We start from the raw sequence: 17,651 nt of genomic DNA on the forward strand, positions 1-17,651 counted from the left end.
AACACATAGCAGCTATTAGAGATAAACAAGTCAACCATTATTAGGGAAGTACAAGTTTCAGATAGTTTCGAGCGTTTGGAACTAAAGTTTCAAGCGTATGAAACTCTAGTTTCTCACCGATGAAACTACAGTTTCACACCGATGAAACTCTGGTTTCAAGCAATGGAAACTCTTTGAAGATACTGCTAAATTGGAATTGGTGAACATCGGAAAAGTCATATTGTGGTAATACTGTCTGAAATGCCTACTTATCTCCATTTATGGGTGCACTCTCATTCCCGCAACGGTCGATAGCCGTTACTGCAAAATACTTCTTGGCATTCCAAGGCTGGATGGGTGCATAAATGTAACTTGTTTCACGAATACTTTGTGCGACAATATTTTCCGCTTTCTTTGTATCTACCGGATATTCATTGGAAGCATAAATCACGTACATCGGTTTATTCCGTTGGTCATTATCCGTCGCTGGTTGCCAGTTCAATTCGGTATATCCGTTGTCGATGGACGTAACTTTGAGTGCTGAGGGGGCAGACGGCGGAACGTTATCCAACCATGTCATCGGGGGCTGTAATGCCGGATAGGCATAGAAGTTCTCAATCAATTCGTCATAAATTCCCTGAGTATTGTCCATCAGATACTTGACACGGTAATGTCCTTCTCCTGCCATTTTCTGATTACGAATGAAATTAATCTGACGATCCACTTCGTCGCGTGTCCACTTCCCTTCGTCGGGATGGAGGAAATAGATGCCGAGCCCCGGAATAACCTGTCGTCCGTTGCTCTGTTCCTGCCAGTCGAGCGCGAAAGGATAGAAACTGTTTCCCTGAAAATACATCATGGGATATATCTGATCCTGAATACCTTCTCCGAGCCATCCTTGCGGGTCTTGATAAACGGTATAGAACGCATTCCAACCACGGGAAGAATAGCGGGAAGTATCTCTGTATTTTCCTACAGGGCAAGTACTTACCTTTACCCACGGCTTCATTGCTTTCACACCTTTATATATGTACCGGACGATTTCGGAAATGTTATCCCGTCGCCATTGATCCAAAGTACGTCCTTTGCTGTAACGGCGGAAATCGTATTTGTCGGGGAATAGAGGAGCATTCTCCGGATAGCGCAGGTAGTCGAAATGCACTCCGTCTATATCATAGCGCTCCACCACTTCCCGAACGAGTCTCATGAGATACTCTTTCGTAGCAGGATGCCCCGGATTAAGGAAATATTCATTTTTATAAGGCACGCATATATCTTTCACTCGCTTGGTGACAGATTGTTTGCCGAGAGAAGCGACGTGCTTTTTGTTGCCTAGCGGAATAGTCACCATCCACGCATGACATTCCATCCCCCGCTTGTGGCATTCCTCAATCGCAAAGGCCAACGGATCATATCCCGGATTTCCTCCGACTTTTCCGGTCAGGATAGAATTGAACGGTTCGATGGAAGAAGGATACAGCACATCTCCGCGTGTACGGGTCTGAAACAGGACAGTATTGAAGTTGGCAGCTTTCAGTTTATCAAGGATATCCACCAATTCTTCCTTTTGCTTGCGGATGCCCTGAGGAGTCGTAGCCCGTGTACGGGGCCAGTCCAGACCATATACAGCCGTAATCCATGCTGCACGAACTTCGTGCTTGGGTTGCGCCTTAGCCGGAAAGATAAGAAACAAAAGTGAAAGAATGAAAATAGTTCGGTGCATATTATTCCCTTTTAGATGCTAAATCTCTGCAAAGCTAGCAAAAATGTCTGTAAATTGATTATTCCTTTTTTATTTAATGCTATTTGACAGAAAATTACTGATTCTCTTTTAGTGGTATCTACATTCTTAGCCGTCTTTTAATAAGGTACGAAATATAAAATATTAATATAACAAGATAATAAACAATGAAAAAGCTACTATCTGTGTCGCTCTGTCTTTTGTTTGCGGCGAGTCTGACTGCCCAGACGGGAAAGATTAGAGTTGCTACTGTTGGAAACAGTATCACCGGAGGAACGAATGATTATGGTTATTACGCGATGCCTTTGGCTGAAATGCTCGGTGATGATTATGAAGTTACCAAATTTGGTAAAGGCTCTTCCGGGGTATTTATAAAATTAAGAGAAGATGCGACTACTCCCGAAAATCCTAATGAATATCAATTCGCTTACATTAATTCTGAGCAATGCGCAGCGGCACTTGAGTATAAACCTAATATTGTCATTATTAAGTTTGGTGCAAATGATGCCAACAAGAAGAATTTCGAAAAATATGGTAAGGAGACTTTTAAAGCAGACTATAAGAAGTTGATCGCTAAATTCCAGGCTCTTTCGACTAAACCGGATATTTATATTTGTACGCCTCCGCCGATGTATTATGGCGATGGGGGATTTCTAGGTTCATTTGATGACAATGTAGCAAAGAATTATATTCAGCCTGCCGTAAGAGAGATTGCGGAGGAACTTAATCTGGTCTGTGTAGATCTGTATAATCCCTTGAAGGGACATCCGGAATTTATGCCGGGTGGCAACGATTGGGTGCATCCCGACCATAGAGGGCATTATATTATAGCGAAGGAAGTGTATAAGGCGATAACGGGTGAATTCGTTATGAACCCCGGTGGAATAACAGTGGCTGCTTCGGATATTTCTCTTTCGGGTTCGAAGGCGAAGATGAAGAATGGTGCTATTGAAAAAGCGAAGAACGGTACGAGATTGTCATTCGATGTACATTTTGGCTCATTGCCTACGTATGAGAAAGTAGAGGTTGACGTGCAATTGAATAAAAAGAAATCGGGATACTTGGATTTCTATCTGGATACTGAAACAATTCCTTTTGCCTCGGTTGATGTTTCGGGTGCCGACTCTAAGAATTTCACTACACAATCTGCTCTTTTCGACCGTCGGATAAAAGGCAAACATAAAGTGACTGTACAATGGAGAGGACAGGATGCCAAACTGAAATCAGTAACTATCAAGGAAAAATATATGCCTTATGTAACCGATAATGTGTCTCAGGTCTATTTGGTAAACAAGGCAACCGGTATGGTATTGGATTGTAATCCGGATTCGAAAGTGATTTCTGCCGCAAAATATGATTCGGAAAAGAAGTCCCAATTGTTTTGTATCGAGAATTTGACGTATCATATCCTCCGTGTCAGAAATATAGCGACCAACCTTCATGTAATGAATAATGGAGATAAAGTGATTGTGGGTAAACCGGGTGATGACTGGCGAGTACATGATCCTAAATATGCATTGTTCCTGACACCTACGGATGATGAAGGCTATTATTCATTGGAGCTGTCTCCTGAAGCAAGAATAGGTTTGTCTTCTGCGAACAGTACAGAGGTGGTAGGCAATAGAAGCGGCCAAATTGAAGACTTGGATAAATGGAAAATCGTGACAGCAGATGAAATGAAGAAGCAGTAATTCAGACCTTGGTGTATATATCGGATTACCTATATTAGCATTGAAAAGAAAGGAGGTTGTATCTAAACCTTTGCCGGAAGAACAAGAAACAAAAGTGAAAGAATGAAAATAGTTCGGTGCATATTCTTTATTTTTTGTTTTAAATCCCTGCAAAGTTAGCAAAAGTGTCGGTATTGTTGGGCTGTTTCGTGAGATTATGTTACATTTGCGACAGTTAAAAAAACAACACGCCATGATTACATTTACCCTGTGCCTGCTGGCGTTGATAGCAGGCTATTTCACGTATGGACGCCTGATGGAGCGCGTCTTTGGTCCGGACGACCGTAAAACACCGGCTCTTACCAAAGCCGACGGAGTAGACTATATTCCGTTGCCTACCTGGAAAATATTCATGATTCAATTCCTTAATATCGCCGGACTGGGTCCGATATTCGGTGCGATTATGGGAGCGAAGTTCGGTACTTCTTCTTATTTATGGATTGTATTGGGAAGTATTTTTGCAGGCGCTGTTCATGATTACTTTGCCGGAATGCTTTCTTTACGTCATGGGGGAGAGAGTCTTCCCGAAATCATAGGCCGTTATCTGGGGCTGACTACCAAACAGATCATGCGTGGATTTACTGTTCTTCTGATGATTCTCGTCGGTTCCGTCTTCGTAGCCGGACCTGCCGGACTATTGGCCAAGCTGACTCCGGAAAGTCTGGACGCCACCTTTTGGATTGTTGTTGTATTCCTATATTATATTCTGGCTACCCTGCTTCCGGTTGATAAGATCATCGGTAAAATATATCCGTTGTTTGCAGTAGCCTTGCTGTTTATGGCGGTCGGTATCCTGGTGATGCTTTATGTCAATCACCCCGCTTTGCCCGAACTATGGGACGGCTTGCAGAATACCAATCCGGATGCCAGTGAACTGCCGATCTTCCCGATTATGTTTGTGAGTATCGCCTGCGGTGCCATATCCGGTTTCCATGCCACGCAGAGTCCTTTAATGGCCCGCTGCATGACTTCAGAACGTCATGGACGTCCGGTTTTCTATGGTGCAATGATTACCGAAGGCATCGTTGCTTTGATATGGGCGGCAGCCGCTACTTATTTCTTCCATGAAAATGGAATGGAAGAAAGTAATGCTTCCGTGATAGTAGACGCTATCACTAAAGACTGGCTGGGAGCTATCGGTGGAGTGCTCGCCATTCTTGGAGTAATTGCGGCTCCCATTACTTCGGGAGATACCGCTTTCCGTTCCGCCCGCCTGATTGTGGCGGACTTTCTGGGACTGGAACAAAAAAGTATGCGCCGTCGTTTATACATTTGTATTCCGATGTTCGCAGTAGCTATCGGTCTGCTTCTTTATAGCTTGCGTGACGCGGACGGATTTAACATGATCTGGCGTTACTTTGCCTGGGCCAACCAGACATTGGCGGTGTTCACCCTCTGGGCTATCACAGTCTACCTTGTGGTAGCCAAAAAGCCTTATTGGATTACGCTGATCCCCGCCTTATTTATGACGAGTGTTTGTTCTACTTATATATGTATTGCTCCCGAAGGGCTGGGACTTTCGCATATAGTTTCCTACTGCATCGGTATAGGATGCGTAGTGGTAGCTATTGCCTGGTTCTTTATCTGGCTGGGAAAACAAAAAACTAGAAAACTATCAGAATGAAGAAAATAAAAAAATCGACAGGAGTTGCTATCGCATTCCTTATTTATGTATCAGTAACGGCAGCCTATTTGTTACCTCGCAACACGGAAGTCGGCCAGACGGAGAAGATTCTTACGGTGGTAGGTTCTTACGTCATCGTACTCCTGCTTTGGCTCGTGCTCCGGAAGAAGGAACAAATGCGTGAACGCCGTAAAAAAGACGAACAATCTATTCACTTAAAAAAGTAAATTTATGAAGAAATTAGCTTTAGCTATTTGTCTGCTGGTGGTATCAATAGCTGCCCAAGCACAATTTGAGAAAGGAAAAATGATTCTTAATCCTTCTGTAACGGGATTGGATTTTTCGTATAGTAAAAACGATAAGGCGAAGTTTGGTATTGGTGCGCAAGCCGGTACATTCCTTGCCGACGGTATCGCATTGATGGTTAATGTCGGTGCTGATTGGTCAAAACCCGTAGACGAATACACATTAGGGACAGGAATGCGTTTCTACTTTAATTCCACCGGTGTGTATCTGGGCGGAGGTCTCGACTGGAACCGCTTCCGTTGGAGCGGAGGACATCACCAGACTGACTGGGGGCTAGGCATCGAAGCCGGATACGCTTACTTCCTTTCCCGCACCGTAACCATCGAACCCGCCGTATATTACAAATGGCGCTTCAACGATAGCGACATGTCACGTTTCGGCGTTAAGGTCGGATTCGGATTCTACTTTTAACAATGGATAATGGATAATTGAAAATGGATAATGAGCTGCGCTGTTTACTGCATAGCCATTATCCATTTTCAATTATCCATTATTCATTAAGCAAGCTTTTCTTTCAGAAACTGCCCCGTATAGCTTGCTCCGCAAGTGGCTACTTCTTCCGGGGTACCTACCGCTACGATATTTCCGCCTTTGTCTCCGCCTTCCGGTCCGAGGTCGATTACATAATCGGCACATTTGATAACGTCCATATTATGTTCGATGATGACAATGCTGTGTCCCCGTCGGATGAGTGCGTCGAAGGCATCCAACAGCTTGCGGATGTCGTGGAAGTGCAGTCCGGTGGTTGGTTCGTCAAAAATAAACAGGGTCGGGTCGGCTTTCTCCTGACTCAGGTAGAATGCCAGCTTCACACGTTGGTTTTCGCCACCGGATAGGGTAGAAGAGGACTGGCCTAATTTGATATATCCCAGTCCGACATCCTGTAGTGGAAGCAGTCTTTTTACAATTTTCTTCTGACCATGTTCGGTGAAGAATTCGACGGCTTGGTTTACTGTCATTTCCAGTACATCATAGATGTTCTTATCCTGGAATTTCACCTCCAGTGTATCTGCTTTAAAACGTTTACCGTGACAGGATTCGCATTCCAGCACCAAGTCTGCCATAAACTGCATTTCTACAGTGATGGTTCCTTCGCCTTTACATTCCTCGCATCGTCCGCCTTCGCTGTTGAAACTGAAATGTCCGGCTGTGTATCCCATTTGTTTTGCCAGAGGCTGTTCCGCCCATAGCTTCCGGATTTCGTCATAAGCCTTGATGTAAGTCACCGGATTGGAACGGGACGATTTGCCAATCGGGTTTTGATCGACAAATTCGATATTTCTCAAGTTACGTAGGCTTCCACCGATAGAAGAGAACTCTCCCGGGCGGTCGCTGCATTCATCCAGTTCGCGCTTTAGTGCCCGATAGAAGATATCCCGCACTAACGTACTCTTACCGGAACCGGAAACACCCGTGACTACTGTCATCACATTGAGAGGGAACTTTACATTCACTCCTTTCAGATTGTTTTCGCGGGCACCTGTCAGTTCGATATAATTGTTCCACGGCCGACGATGTTCGGGAACGGGAATCTCCTCTTCTCCCAACAGATAACGTACCGTATGACTATTGCTGCCTTTTTTCAGGTCTTTCATATCGCCCTGATAAACGACTTCTCCTCCCAGGCGGCCGGCATTTGGACCGATATCAATGATGTAATCGGCGGCACGGATTATTTCTTCATCGTGCTCTACCACTACCACCGTATTGCCGAGTTCCTGCAATTGACGCAATACGCGGATCAGACGGTCGGTGTCACGGCTGTGCAAACCGATACTCGGCTCATCCAGAATATAGAGACTGCCGACGAGGCTGCTTCCTAATGACGTTGCCAGGTTGATACGCTGGCTTTCTCCACCCGACAGCGAGTTGCTGAGCCGGTTTAAAGTCAGATATCCCAACCCTACATCTATCAGAAAGCGGATGCGGCTGTTGATTTCAATCAGAATTCTGCGGGCTACATTGCTATCGTGTTCGTTGAGGTTCAGATGGTCGAAGAACTCTTTTAGTTCCGTGATGGGTAAATCTACCAGTTCGGAAATGCTCTTTCCGTCTACCCGCACATATCCTGCCTCCGGTTTCAAACGTGTACCGTGACATTTCGGACAGATTGTTTTTCCCCGGTAGCGTGCCAGCATTACCCTGTATTGTATCTTATATTGATTCTCTTCCAGCATCTTGAAGAAATCGTTGATGCCATGGAAGTATTGGTTTCCTTCCCAGAGTGTGCGACGTTGCTCGTCTGTCAGCTCATAGTAAGGAGTGAAAATCGGGAAATCGAACTTATCCGCATTATGAATCAGTTCATCTTTCCATTCTCCCATCTTCTCGCCACGCCAGCAGACGATGGCCCCTTCATACACGGATAGCGAGCGGTTGGGCACTACCAGATGCTCGTCAATGCCGATCACCTTGCCGAAGCCCTCGCATACGGGGCAGGCACCGATAGGAGAGTTGAACGAGAACATCTGATCGTTCGGCTCCTCAAAAGTGATGCCGTCCGCTTCGAATTTCGTACTGAAATTATATAGCCTGGTGGTGCCGTCCGGCAGATAAAAACGTAGCATACACGTACCGTCCCCTTCATACATGGCAGTTTCGGCAGAGTCCGTCAGTCGGCTGATGGCATCTTTCGTGTTTGCCACTGCCATACGGTCTACCAGCAGATAAACTTCGTCGCCTGCCACTGGCTTGTATTCATCGATACGCTTCATTTCACCGTTCACTTCCACCCGGTTGAAGCCTTGTTTCAGGTCTATCTCCAGTTGTTGCTGCAGGGTACGGTCTTCGCGCAGGCGGATAGGGGTCAATACGGTATATCTGGTCCCCTCCGGATGCGAAAGCATACAGTTGACGATGTCCTCCGTCGAATGCTTCTTGACTTCTTCTCCGCTGACGGGGCTATATGTCCGTCCCACCCGCGCATAAAGCAAGCGCAGATATTCATAAATCTCGGTGGAAGTTCCTACGGTAGATCTCGGATTGCGGCTGTTCACTTTCTGTTCGATGGCGATTGCCGGTGGGATTCCTTTAATAAAATCACATTCGGGTTTGCTCATTCGTCCCAGAAACTGGCGTGCGTAGCTGCTAAGGCTCTCGACATAACGACGTTGTCCTTCTGCATAGAGAGTATCAAAAGCGAGCGACGATTTCCCCGAACCGGATAGTCCGGTGATCACGACAAGTTTGTTGCGTGGAATATCTACATCGATGTTTTTCAGGTTGTTAACCCGCGCTCCTTTGATCGAAATATGTTTGTTTTCTGACATAAAATACTCCTTTTTTATGATAGTCGGCAAAGTTAGCGATTTTATTGATAGAAGAAAGGTTTTTGGTCGGGTTAAGATATGTTATAATTGGTAATAAAAAGAAATTGCTTCGGGATAATTGGCGTATCTTGGTCCGGAATTTACAACAAACATTTCAAAATAATAACAAATTGACTTGAATCGTGAAAAACATCCGGATGGTTATTAGCTTATTCATTCTGTGTTTTGCATCTACTTTAGCCTTTAGTAGCACAAACAAAGAAAAACAGTTGGAAGCCCTTTCCGACAGTGTCTCAAATAAAATAGGTCAGAAAGATTTTATACCTTTCTATCAGGAATATATGCGATTGGCAAGGCAGCAGAATGATACTGCTAAAATCGACGATGCTTATTCTCAGATTGCTTCCCATTATTACCGGTTGAGAAATACGGATAGCCTGAAAGTGGTTGCATATGAATATATGGACTGGTGCCTGAAGCGTGGTAATATCAATAATCGCTATACGCAGTGGCGCCAGTATATTCAGTTGCTTACCGAGAAAGGTTTGCAGGATGAGGCCATGCGTGAGACTGGACTTCTTCAGAAGGATGCGGATGCGGCCAAGAGTGCTTTCGGAATGGCTTGCAGCGAAATGTGTATCGGATATAATCATCGGGTGTTCAGTAACAACGTCAAGCTCTGTCTCGAATACTATTCTTCCGCACTGAAACATTTTAGCGATGCAGGTTTTTATGAAGATGCCTACGTGGTGTCACTGAATATTATCCAGACTCATCTGGCTAGAGGGGAGTATACCAATGCGATAGAATACTTGAACTGCATGCCGGGACTGATTGAGAAAATGAAGCGTAAGGATATCCCTGTCCGACCGGAGCTTACCATGCGTTATTATCAGTTTCAAGTGATTGCTACGCTGGCATTGAAAGGGAAGAAGGAGGCGCAGCCGTTTATTGCAGAAGCGGATAAGTTTTATCACGAAAATATGAATGCTTTTCCCCGTGAAGGATGGTTGGGATATAAAATTCTTTGTGCGCGGACGTTGAATGACAATCAGATGGCACTCAACTATCTGGACTCATTGATGGATTATCATCATTCGGTGGGGAGCTGTTATCCTGCCAATCACCTGTTGAAAGCACAGTTTATGGAGCAGATGGGACGCTTTGAAGATGCCTGCGAGGTTTATAAATCTTATGCACATATTAATGATTCCATTCGTTCGGCAGAACTGGACGAGCAATTAAGCAAATATACCGTGCAGTTCGAAGTGGATAAGTTGGAGCACGATAAGCTGGAATTGCGGGCGGAGGTCAACCGCAATCTCTTTATAACTTCCGTGATTGTCGGATGCCTGGTGTTGATATTGTTGATTGTTATCACGTTTTACTATATGCGTTCTTTGTCGTTGAACCGGAAACTGGATGCGGCAAATAAGGCCGTTATCAAGGCCAGCCATATGAAAAGCTCTTTTATCCAGCATATCACACATGAAATCCGTACTCCGCTCAATTCGATTATCGGTTTTTCATCCTTGATGGCTGCCGGTGGGCTGACACAGGAAGAGATGGAAGAATATGCCCGTCAAATGGAGAGCAGCAACGCATATCTGCTTGATTTGGTAAATAATGTGATTGATATAGCCGACATGGACTCTCAGACGGATGATATACCGAAGAAGCCAGTGAGTGTAGATGCGTGTTGTCAGGAATGTTTAGGATTGATTCGTCAGAATCTGAAAGAAGGAATCAAGTTGCAATATATGCCTTCTTCCACTCCGGTCGAAGTGTGTACGGTTGAAATCTGGATGAAGCGTGTGCTACTCGGTTTGCTGAACAATGCCAATAAATTCACGGAAACCGGATTTATACGTCTGAGTTATGAAGAAGACAAACCGAATCGTCTGGTACGTTTCATTATCGAAGATTCCGGTCCCGGAATTGAAGAGCACTTTCGGGATGCGATTTTCGAACGCTTTGCAAAGGCGGATACCTTCACTCAGGGCACCGGGCTGGGATTGTCTATTATCCGTCAGATCATGGAATTAGTGGATGGAAATGTCTATCTGGACACCAGCTACGCGGGTGGTGCAAGATTTGTTGTCGAATGGCCTCAATAATAGTTGGAGATAGTATCTGCATCTATTATCTTTGCACCACATTATTTTATGACTCAAGAACATTATGAATCTGAAAAACTATCTTTTCTTATTAGTTCTGCTTCTGGCGGCAGGAGTAAGAGCGCAGGCGCCATCGGGCAATGCATATCCTAAACGTGAGTTTCGTGCTGCATGGATACAGGCTGTCAACGGACAGTTCCGTGGCATACCGACAGAGAAGCTGAAACAGACACTGGTCGGTCAGTTGAACTCTCTTCAGGGAGCGGGTATTAATGCGATCATCTTTCAAGTGCGTCCCGAAGCGGATGCATTGTATGCTTCACAACACGAACCGTGGAGTCGTTTCCTGACAGGAACACAAGGGCAAATGCCTTCCCCGATGTGGGACCCGATGCAATTCATGATCGAAGAATGCCATAAACGGAATATGGAATTCCATGCATGGATCAATCCCTACCGTGTGAAGACTTCATTGAAGAATCAATTGGCACCGACACATATTTATCATGAACATCCGGAATGGTTTGTCACTTATGGTGATCAGATCTATTTTGATCCGGCACTTCCCGAAAGCCGTGAGCATATCTGCAAGATTGTTTCCGATATTGTATCCCGTTACGATGTAGATGCTATCCACATGGACGATTATTTCTATCCTTATCCGATCAAGGGAGTCGATTTCCCGGACAATGCGAGCTTTGCCCGTTACGGAGGCGGTTTCAGTAATAAGGCGGACTGGCGTCGTGGCAACGTGAATATCCTGATCAAGAAACTTCATGAAACAATACGGGGCATCAAGCCGTGGGTGAAGTTCGGAATCAGCCCGTTCGGTATTTACCGCAATCAGAAAACAGATCCGTTGGGCAGCAACACAAATGGTTTGCAGAACTATGATGATCTTTATGCCGACGTATTGCTTTGGGCACGTGAAGGATGGATTGATTATAACATTCCTCAGATTTATTGGGAGATAGGACACAAGGCAGCCGATTACGAAACACTGGTTGACTGGTGGGCGAAGCATACGGAAAACCGTCCGTTGTTTATCGGTCAGGCAGTCATGAATACCATTCAGCATGCCGATCCGAAGAACCCTTCTATCAACCAGCTTCCACGAAAGATGGCTTTGCAGCGTTCTTATCAGACTATCGGCGGAAGTTGCCAGTGGTATGCGGCAGCCGTAGTCGAGAACGCTGGAAAATATCGGGATGCCTTGGTACAGGAGTATCATAAATATCCGGCTTTAATTCCGGTATTCGACTTTATGGATGATAAAGCTCCGGGCAAAGTACGTAAGATGAAAAAGGTATGGACAGAAGATGGCTATATACTTTTCTGGACTGCTCCGAAAGCGGAGACTGAAATGGACAAAGCTATTCAGTACGTAGTATACCGTTTCGGTCCCAAAGAAAAGGTGAATCTTGATGATCCGTCACATATCGTAGCTATCACCCGAAATCCTTTCTACAAACTGCCGTATGAAACGGGTAAGACCAAATACCGCTATGTGGTGACGGCTTTAGACCGTATTCATAATGAGTCAAAATCGGTAAGTAAGAAGGTCAAGCTGTAAGGACTGCATGTTCACCTACCACCTCCCCCTGCGGGTACTCCTCCTTCTCGAAGGAGGAGATTTTAAGATACTACTGACTTTTTAGTTAGCCTCTTATTACTTTATTTTAATAAAGCAGTAGTCCTGCAATCCCGCAGGCGATAATCATTAATATCGGATTTGCCTTGTATTTTCTGGTGCCGATAAAGGCTATCAGGAAGATAATGATGCTGATGACAAATGTGTAGGTGTCTTCTGTAGGTGAGCCGAAGTTTTCCACATTCATCAATACCAGTGCGGCAGAAGCTAATAATCCGACAACTGCCGGACGCAATCCTGCAAAAATAGATTCCACTACCGGATGTTTCTGATATTTCAGAAAGAATTTGCTGATTGTCAGCATCAGTATGAAAGAGGGAAAAACAACAGCGAATGTGGCAACAATCGATCCCCACACACTTCCTGTCGACGTAAAACCGACATAAGTAGCCGCATTGATGCCGATAGGCCCCGGAGTCATCTGACTGATGGCAACAATGTCTGTGAATTCTTGCGAAGTCACCCACCCATAGCGGGTTACTACTTCACCTTGTATCATCGAAAGCATGGCGTAACCTCCGCCAAAACCGAAAAGTCCGATTTTAAAGAACGTATAAAATAACTGAAGATAAATCATCTCTTTTTAATTTAGAATTATGAATCTTGAATCATAGCCTTGGGTGTTCACTCTCCACTTTTTTAAATTTTCCCCATAGGAAACCTCCTACACCGGCAGCAATGATAATCCATATCGGGGAGAAGCCCAATAGCCAGATCAATAATGCCGATACGACGGGGATCCATAAGTTGTACCGGTTGATTTTGGCCGACCGTCCCATGGTGAAAGTCGGTGCGGCGATCAATGCCACCACGGCGGGTCGTATTCCTTTAAATATGCGTTCCACAATCGGATTGTCCTTGAAAGAATGGAAAAAGAGCGCGATGGCCAGAATGATAATAAATGAGGGGAGTATAGTCCCCAGTGCTGTGACAATACTTCCCCGAATGCCACGCAGCTTATATCCTATAAAGATAGAGATATTCACTGCCAGAATACCCGGAGCGGACTGAGAGATAGCCAGCAGGTCGATAAAGTCTTCCTGTGCGATCCATTTTCGTTTGGTTACGATTTCATTCTCAATAAGTGGAACCATTGCATAGCCTCCGCCAATGGTGAAAGCGCCTATTTTAAAAAAGATTCCAAATGATTCGAGGTAAATGTTCATTCTTCTTTTTCTCCTCCTTCCTTATCGGACTTGTTTTCTTTTCCAGCCTTGCCCTCCTTGTGGGGCTTGCCTTCTTTTCCATATTGGCTGGGGCTTACGTTGAAGTGCTTCTTGAATACTTCACGGAAGTACTTCGCATCACTAAATCCTGTCATTTCTGCTATTTCTGTTATACTGTGTGTACCTTCTTTCAGCAACTTCACCGAACGTTTCAGGCGGATCAGGCGGATGTAATCGCCCGGAGCCTGATCGGTCAATGCCCTGAGTTTGTTGTAGAAACTGGTACGGCTCATTCCCATCAGATTGCAAAGCACATCTACTGTAAGAGCCGGATTGTCTATATTATCTTCTATATTCTTCCGTACATTGGCGATAAACTTCCAGTCGATATCCTGCGAGCAGTTGATGCATTCGTCTTCATGATCATCCTCATCGTCCATATCCAGACTCCCGTATTTGCTTCGCAAAAGGGCGCGGTTGATCAACAGATTGGAGACGGTAGCTTTTAATATTCCAATATTAAATGGCTTGACAATATACTCGTCAGCACCAATCTGAAGGCCGGACAATATGTCTTTTTCATTATTAAGAGCTGTTAGCAGGATAACAGGAATATGCGACGTCTCGATATTATTTTTGATGGCGTCACACAATTCATCCCCTCTCATTTCCGGCATCATAATGTCCGAGATAACCAGTTCCGGTTTGTATTCCGGAATGATGGTCAGTGCTTCTTTGCCGTTGCAGCAGTTCTGTACCGTATATTCTTCTGCCAGTGTCTGTGACAGATAGTTGCGCAGTTCATCATTATCTTCTACGATTAGGATTCGCTGATGATTCGGATTCTGTTCCTTATGCACATTCTCATAGATGCTGGCAGGCACATTGGTTGTACTTGTTATCTCTTGCCGGCGTTTGCTTGGTGTGGCAAGGTGTGCTTTATGGAAGCGTTTGCTGTCTTTTGGGAAAGATATCTTAATCACCGATCCCTGATTCTCCACGCTCGACAGGTTGATTTTGCCCTTGTGTAACCGGACAAGTTTCCATACCAGCATCAAACCGATACCGCTTCCCGTCACTTTCGAATTGATGGCATTGCTGCCACGGAAATGAAGCTTGAACAGTTTCTTTTGCTCGCTGGCTGGAATACCGATTCCGGTATCCTTCACTTCCACGCTCCACGAATCATTGTTCTCTGATACGAAAATCTGCACATTACCATTTTCCGGCGTGTATTTTAATGCGTTCGATATTATATTCTTCAGAATAGATTCCATCTTTTCCTTGTCAAACCATACATTCATATACCGGAAATTGCTTTCGTACGTAAAGTTGATATGCTTGATATTGGCATAAGGCTGAAATGCATTGAATATTTCTGTCATGAACGTGTTTAGCTCATGCTCCGAAATGTATAATTCCGAAGAATAAACATCTGCTCTCTCAAAGTTGATAAGATTCGTTGTCAGACGCAACAAGGCATTTACATTGCGTATGGCAGTGTTCATGTTGGCTATGCCTTCCTTGCTCAGAGCTTCTTTTTCGCGCAAATCTTCCAGAGGAGCTTTAATCAATGTCAACGGGGTGCGTATATCGTGTGCCGTATTGATGAAGAAGTGTATTTTTTCATCGGAAACCTTCCGCTGTTTTTTCAGAATAAGAACCCGCAGGATGATAACAGCAATGAGGGAAATCAGGATTGCATACAATATCATTGCCCAGGGAGTGAGCCAGAAAGGTTGGGCAATGATAATATCAATGCTTCTTTCTTCAAGCATCACCCGTTGGTCTTCGTTGGAGATGGCACGCACACGCAATACATATTTTCCCGGAGCGAGGTTGGTATAACGGATTGTACTTTCATTGCCGGGTTTGCTCCACTCTTCGTAAAATCCTTCCAGCTTCCATGAATAAAGAACATTGGAAGGATAATCATAGTTGATGGAAGAAACCATCAGTGAAAAGATATTCTGATTATATTTTAGTCTTAATTCTTTGGTTTCGTTGATATCTTTTTCCAGTGGTGAATTCTTGTCTCCCGGATATACCGTCTGATAAAACAGTTTGAAATCACTGAAGATCATCTTGGAAGAGTACGTCCTGGGGAGCTTCATGTCTTTATTGAACTCTATGGCACCGTCCGAGCTACCGAAGATAAAATTGTTATTTCTGCGCAGGGTACCGGACAACGCATTGAAGTGCGTAGTCATCAGTCCCATTTCCTTTGTCCAGTTGTAGAAGGTTTTTTGTTTGGGATAGAAGCTGGTGAGTCCGTTCTCCGTACTTAATAGAATTTCATTGTCTTCATCCGATAATATCGTGTAGATATTGTTGGATATCATGGCACAGTTTCCTGTATAATAATGGGTAAACAACTTTGTCTGGGGATCATAAATCAGTACTCCCGATCCGCTGGTACCTATATACAGTGAGCCTTGTTTGGTCTGATACAGGGAGTAGACATAGGTAGATTCTACCGGCAGTTGGATGCGTTCATATTTCCCGGATTCTATATCCAGAAGAAACAGGCCTGTTGCCGTACCTATCCACATACTTTTGTCATCCTTTTCGATGATGGCGGTAACGGAATGCAGTCCGTGGTAGAGCCGTATGTCTTTGGTTTGTACGTTGATTCGCTTCAGGTTATAATATCCTCCGCTCCATACATAACCGCGTGAGTCTTTGCGTATGTCACGTATGTATTTATCCGGACGTATACTTTCATGAGCATACGAAGCGGGTGTAAAATAAGTTGTTTTCGACGTGCGTTTATCTATCTGATAAAGTCCCGAGAAATATCCGCCTGCCCAAATAATGCCGGGAGATACTTCACATAAGGTTGTAAATATATGATTTTTGCTGTTCTGTACATTCTCAAAGGTGCTCAGAAACGAGCGCCATTTTCCGGTTTTTGAGTCTTGCAGGCTAATTCCGTTGTTGGTGCCATACCATAAGTCTCCCTCGCTGTCTTCTATGATAGAGTTCACCTGGTCGTTAATCAGCGACTGCTTATTACCGACAGAATGTTTGATCCATTTATAACTCGGATAACGATTGTTCTGAATGGTAATTCCTATCGGATAGTTTGCCATCCATATCCGTTCTTCGTCGTCTATGTAGATGTCGTTAATGCTGTTGCCGTTCATGCCATTGTAGCTGTTGTAGTCTGCTACGATAAAAGGTACGGTCTGGTACGTATCGACATTCATCTTATAGATACCTCCGCCATCGGTAGCAATCAGCAGTTCTTTGGCATTCAGTGGTTTGATGCGTGATATACTTACGTCTTTCAGGCTGACTTCCGGTTGTGTGATGGTTTTTGTGTTCATGTCGTAAACCATGACGCCCCGTTCGAAGGCACCGATGAACAGTTTGCGGATTTTGGGGTCGAAGTGTAAATCGTTAACTTGAATATTGACGTTGTCTAGCTTGTCGCAGGGGAGAAGTTGCAGTGTGTTGTTTTTCAGTTGGGCATGATGAATACCCATCTCCGTCCCGATAAAATAGTGGGATTCGTCGATTTGTTCGATGTCGTTTATAGCTTCGCTGAGGCAGTTTTTAACATGAGTAACCTCTTCCGTCCGGGTGTTGTAAAGGAAGATCGTTTCTTCGTTGCACAGCCAGATATGATTGTTATGATCGATCCAGCTGAAAGTAATGGGAGCCGGTAAATCCTTAAAGTCTTCTATCGGCAACTTGTAGACGAGTTCGAAAGTGTCATGAATACGGTCATACCGGAAAATCTTGCCTTTCTTACCGATTTCCCATAGCGTTCCTTCCGGATCGATATATAACCAATTCAGATTTAACAGCGAGTTGAGTTCTTTGTCGCCGTCCATTAATTTATACCGTTTAAACTCTTTGCCGTTGTACCGGTCGATTCCCTCGTGCGTAAGGAACCACATATATCCAACATTGTCTTTTTGAATGTAGTACACTCTCCGGTTGCTTAACCCGTCTTCCACTCCTAGATACTGATAGGTCTGGGCGACACAGGTCAGAGGAAACAATAATAATAAAAAAAGCCATTTTTTCATACAAATAGGACTTTTATGGGTTATTGAATCT

General features: G+C 44.5%; 11 protein-coding genes. 6 read left to right on the forward strand and 5 right to left on the reverse strand.

Annotated elements, in window-relative coordinates; genetic code table 11:
- Positions 1-244: 244 nt before the first annotated feature.
- Positions 245-1,702, reverse strand: a complete 1,458-nt coding sequence (locus KTR07_RS25080) for a glycoside hydrolase family 10 protein (RefSeq protein WP_074858894.1) — start codon at positions 1,700-1,702, stop codon at positions 245-247.
- A 185-nt stretch (positions 1,703-1,887) separates the two neighbouring features.
- On the opposite strand from KTR07_RS25080, the gene KTR07_RS25085 reads away from it, so the two are divergent.
- From KTR07_RS25085 to KTR07_RS25100, 4 genes are all read left to right on the forward strand, one after another.
- Positions 1,888-3,411 (forward strand): GDSL-type esterase/lipase family protein, encoded by a 1,524-nt coding sequence (locus KTR07_RS25085; protein ID WP_008763304.1) that lies wholly within the window; start codon positions 1,888-1,890, stop codon positions 3,409-3,411.
- Positions 3,412-3,643: 232 nt separating this feature from the next.
- On the forward strand, positions 3,644-5,074 hold the full coding sequence (locus KTR07_RS25090; protein WP_008763305.1) for a carbon starvation protein A: 1,431 nt from the start codon (positions 3,644-3,646) through the stop codon (positions 5,072-5,074).
- Positions 5,071-5,301, forward strand: coding sequence for a hypothetical protein (locus tag KTR07_RS25095; RefSeq protein WP_008763306.1), 231 nt, complete (start codon positions 5,071-5,073; stop codon positions 5,299-5,301). The genes KTR07_RS25090 and KTR07_RS25095 overlap by 4 nt, the downstream gene beginning before the upstream one ends.
- 4 nt (positions 5,302-5,305) lie before the next feature.
- A complete protein-coding gene (locus tag KTR07_RS25100) occupies positions 5,306-5,791 on the forward strand; it encodes an outer membrane beta-barrel protein (protein WP_008763307.1) in 486 nt (161 codons plus the stop codon).
- A gap of 86 nt (positions 5,792-5,877) precedes the next feature.
- Here the strand turns inward: KTR07_RS25100 and uvrA are convergent, their stop codons facing one another.
- Positions 5,878-8,649, reverse strand: a complete 2,772-nt coding sequence (gene uvrA / locus KTR07_RS25105; protein WP_117981772.1) for an excinuclease ABC subunit UvrA — start codon at positions 8,647-8,649, stop codon at positions 5,878-5,880.
- A 197-nt stretch (positions 8,650-8,846) separates the two neighbouring features.
- On the opposite strand from uvrA, the gene KTR07_RS25110 reads away from it, so the two are divergent.
- Positions 8,847-10,766 (forward strand): sensor histidine kinase KdpD, encoded by a 1,920-nt coding sequence (locus tag KTR07_RS25110; RefSeq protein WP_117981773.1) that lies wholly within the window; start codon positions 8,847-8,849, stop codon positions 10,764-10,766.
- 64 nt (positions 10,767-10,830) lie between these two features.
- On the forward strand, positions 10,831-12,339 hold the full coding sequence (locus tag KTR07_RS25115; RefSeq protein ID WP_008767799.1) for a glycoside hydrolase family 10 protein: 1,509 nt from the start codon (positions 10,831-10,833) through the stop codon (positions 12,337-12,339).
- Between the two features lie 106 nt (positions 12,340-12,445).
- Here KTR07_RS25115 and KTR07_RS25120 read toward each other — a convergent pair whose 3' ends face one another.
- Genes KTR07_RS25120 through KTR07_RS25130 form a run of 3 tightly spaced genes read right to left on the reverse strand, consistent with a single transcriptional unit; the run spans position 12,446 to position 17,620 of the window.
- Positions 12,446-12,994: a chromate transporter gene (locus KTR07_RS25120; RefSeq protein ID WP_008763311.1), complete on the reverse strand. Its 549-nt coding sequence runs from the start codon at positions 12,992-12,994 to the stop codon at positions 12,446-12,448.
- Positions 12,995-13,025: 31 nt separating this feature from the next.
- A complete protein-coding gene (locus KTR07_RS25125) occupies positions 13,026-13,583 on the reverse strand; it encodes a chromate transporter (RefSeq protein WP_008763312.1) in 558 nt (185 codons plus the stop codon).
- Positions 13,580-17,620, reverse strand: coding sequence for a response regulator (locus KTR07_RS25130; RefSeq protein ID WP_048693759.1), 4,041 nt, complete (start codon positions 17,618-17,620; stop codon positions 13,580-13,582). Before KTR07_RS25130 ends, KTR07_RS25125 begins: the two co-directional genes overlap by 4 nt.
- Between the last annotated feature and the right edge of the window lie 31 nt (positions 17,621-17,651).

The organism is Bacteroides sp. MSK.20.82 (genome assembly GCF_019052485.1).
Taxonomy (GTDB): Bacteria; Bacteroidota; Bacteroidia; order Bacteroidales; family Bacteroidaceae; genus Bacteroides; species Bacteroides thetaiotaomicron.